5 protein-coding genes are annotated in these 2,902 nt (G+C 26.7%); all 5 read right to left on the bottom strand.

The genetic code is table 11. The annotated features are described in order from the left end of the window. On the bottom strand, positions 1–472 hold a 472-nt coding region (locus tag Q0V09_RS10095; RefSeq protein ID WP_297489190.1), incomplete at its 3' end, for a hypothetical protein. Between the two features lie 9 nt (positions 473–481). Further along, on the bottom strand, positions 482–1,045 hold the full coding sequence (locus Q0V09_RS10090) for a phage tail protein (protein ID WP_297489188.1): 564 nt from the start codon (positions 1,043–1,045) through the stop codon (positions 482–484). Continuing rightward, complete coding sequence (locus Q0V09_RS10085; protein WP_297489185.1) at positions 1,046–2,122, bottom strand: baseplate J/gp47 family protein; 1,077 nt, start codon at positions 2,120–2,122, stop codon at positions 1,046–1,048. Continuing rightward, entirely contained in the window at positions 2,115–2,393 is a 279-nt protein-coding gene (locus Q0V09_RS10080; RefSeq protein WP_297489182.1) for a hypothetical protein, read from the bottom strand. The genes Q0V09_RS10085 and Q0V09_RS10080 overlap by 8 nt, the downstream gene beginning before the upstream one ends. Then, the coding region (locus Q0V09_RS10075) for a phage tail protein (RefSeq protein ID WP_297489179.1) at positions 2,387–2,902 on the bottom strand (516 nt) is incomplete at its 5' end. The genes Q0V09_RS10080 and Q0V09_RS10075, both read right to left, overlap by 7 nt.

The raw sequence follows: 2,902 nt of genomic DNA, 5'->3' as shown, positions 1-2,902 counted from the left end.
TTTCAAGATCATAAACTGTAACAAAGACTAAAGATTTATCTATTGTTATTTCAACTTTGGCATCACTTGTAATTCCTATATGAACTTCTCTAACTCTTTCTAGTATGTTCCCACTAGCTCCTGCAGGATAAATTTCTCCAACACCATCATTAATATAAGCAAATAGAACCTCTTCTTTTCCTGTAGTTGTAGCAAAAAGTCCTACTTCTTTTAGTTGGACTTCTTCAGGGAATGATTCATTTGTAAAGCTAGTATTAATCATAATTTCACTGTCACTAATTTGATCTTTAAATCCTATGGGATTATCTTTATAAAAAGAAATTATATCTCTTAGATTTTTAGCTTCTTCTATTGAGTTTAATTCGCCTTTTCCAAGTTTGAATTTAGTAAAATTAATTTCAGTGTTATTTAGGAGTGCATACGCAAGTAGTTCTCTTCCTGCATTTGTTATTATTGCACCATCTGTTCTCATTATTTCCTCCTATATAGGGTTATATTTATCTATTATCCTAGATGCATTATGATCTCCAGTATAATAATCTATATTTGTAGAATCCTCTTTAATAAATATAAGATTCTGCAAATGTTGTGTAAATTTCTTTGTACTATCAATCATATCTTTTATAGCTGTTATTTTAGAATAATCAATATTATCATCATGAATATTAACTAAAAAATATCCTGGTTCAAGTCCTGCTTCATACCATCTTTTAAGTTCAGCATTTTTAAAATATATTTTTAATATATCTTTAACAGCTCCAACAGTACCTTTTTTCATATGGATAGAGATTGATTCTTTACATAGCTTTCTTTTTTCTTCAATACTACTTCCAGGATTATAATAATCAATATGTAGTTCTTTACTAAGTAGATCTAGTTCGAACTCTTCCATTTCATCTATTCTATCCCATTGAACTAATTGTTTTAATTGGGATATTAAATATTTATTTATTAAATATTCACAAGTTTCTAAGACCTTATCATGTTTTGTTTTAATTAGATCTGGAGCTATAGCTTTTAAATTATTATCAAAAATTGTTTTCATTTATACACCTCTATAGCTAAGAACAATATCTCCACATTTAACAAGAGTTATATCTTTAATTGATAATTCAGCCATTTTAATATCACATTTTTTAATCCCTTCATTTTTTATTATTGCAATTAAATCCTGGATATTAATATCCTCTCCAATTTTTATGATTTTAAAATGTTCTTTTATTTTTTCTTTTAAAAGTAATTTAATTGTTTCAATACTTCTTATTTCAGAAGGATAAAGATAAAAATCTATTTCAAGATTTAAACTTAGAATATCTGGATCTAGAACTTGAACTAAATCATTTAAAGGTAATCTATCTAAATCTTGCAAGTAATTTTCAATAGCTTTTTTATCCTCTAAAGAAATCAAATTTTCTTCTCCATAAACATAAATATTTATATTGTTTGGAGTAGGACTTTTAATATAGATTTGATTAACTAAAGGGTTGGCATGTTTGACCCAGTATTTATATGATCCGCCACTTCCTGCTGTAGGAAAAGATTCTGGTAACTCTTCAAGTCTTTTTCTGTATTGTTGATCAGGTTCTTTATTTAATCCAGGAATAACTTTTTCTAGATTACTAGAACTTTCATAATAATCATATCTATCAATAATTTTGTTAATTTCTCCTGGAAGTATATCTCCAAGATCTCCAGGTTCTTCTGCTTGAATTAATATATTTATTTGTGTTTCTCCTGCAGGAATAATAGTTTCTTCAGTAGAGAAAAAAATATGAGTTCCATTTGTAAATCTTGTACCTTTCTTTATAAAAACATTTCTATCTACTATTTGAGAGATTTTACACTGGATAATAGCCTTTGAAAATGAAGATGATAATCTTTTACCCCTAGAACCATAAATAAGGCCTTTCATATCAAGTCTAGTGTCTTTAGCAAATGGTAAATAGTTTTCTATAGCTATATTGTTAGCTGTATATAAAATATCTCCTAATAAAGCTGAAACAGTTGCATAAATTTGAGATGCTTCATCAATTGGAAGCAATATTTCTCCAAAATTTTCTTTATGGTATTTTATAGCACTCTCATATATTTCAAGAGGATCTCCTTTTATTAGTTTAAGCATTATCTATCACTTCCACTGTATATATTAATTTTTCATTTATTTTCTCACATATTAATTTTTTAAATTTAAGTCCAGGAATATATAACTTTATTTGAGTATCTAATTCCTGAGATAAGATACCTTGTATTTGATTAATTTTCATATCAACAATACTTGATGATATACCCATACCTCTAAAAAGAGGGACAGTTCCTTTTTTTGTGTTTAAAAGAATCCAGAGCCTTTTTAAATTACTGTTGTTTGTTGGTTCTTCATTACTTTTTACTACCACAATCTCCCTCCTTTAAGGTTATTTATAGCAACTTTATTTAAAGAAGTAATTACATCTTTTTGTAAAGAATTAACACCTTTTTTTTGTATTTCTTTTTCTTTTTTAGGAACTATTTCATCAATATATTCCTCTAAAGAAAGATTAGCATTTACAACTAAAGGAGCTCCAAAAACATCTGTTTTAGCTACTGTATACTTAAAATTTTCTATTCTATAATTATTATCTCCTATTTTCTCTCCACCAAAGATGAAAGGCTTATCTATTCCTTCTTCAGTATAGTTAGTCAAAGTTGATATTGATTTATTTATATTTGTTAATGTTCCAACTAATTTTATTGGAAGACTTATCTTTCTTAAATTTCTACCTTGAAATTCTGTTATATCTGGATTATTTATTATTTGATGTTTTTTTACTTTTGAACTAATAGCTACATCATAGCTTTCAGGACTAATAAGGTCTATGGATGAAATTTTAAAAATTATATCACCATAAGTTCCAATAGATCCCAT

This window comes from uncultured Cetobacterium sp., assembly GCF_947039425.1.
GTDB lineage: Bacteria > Fusobacteriota > Fusobacteriia > Fusobacteriales > Fusobacteriaceae > Cetobacterium_A.
This window is presented reverse-complemented; position numbering and strand designations above follow the sequence as displayed.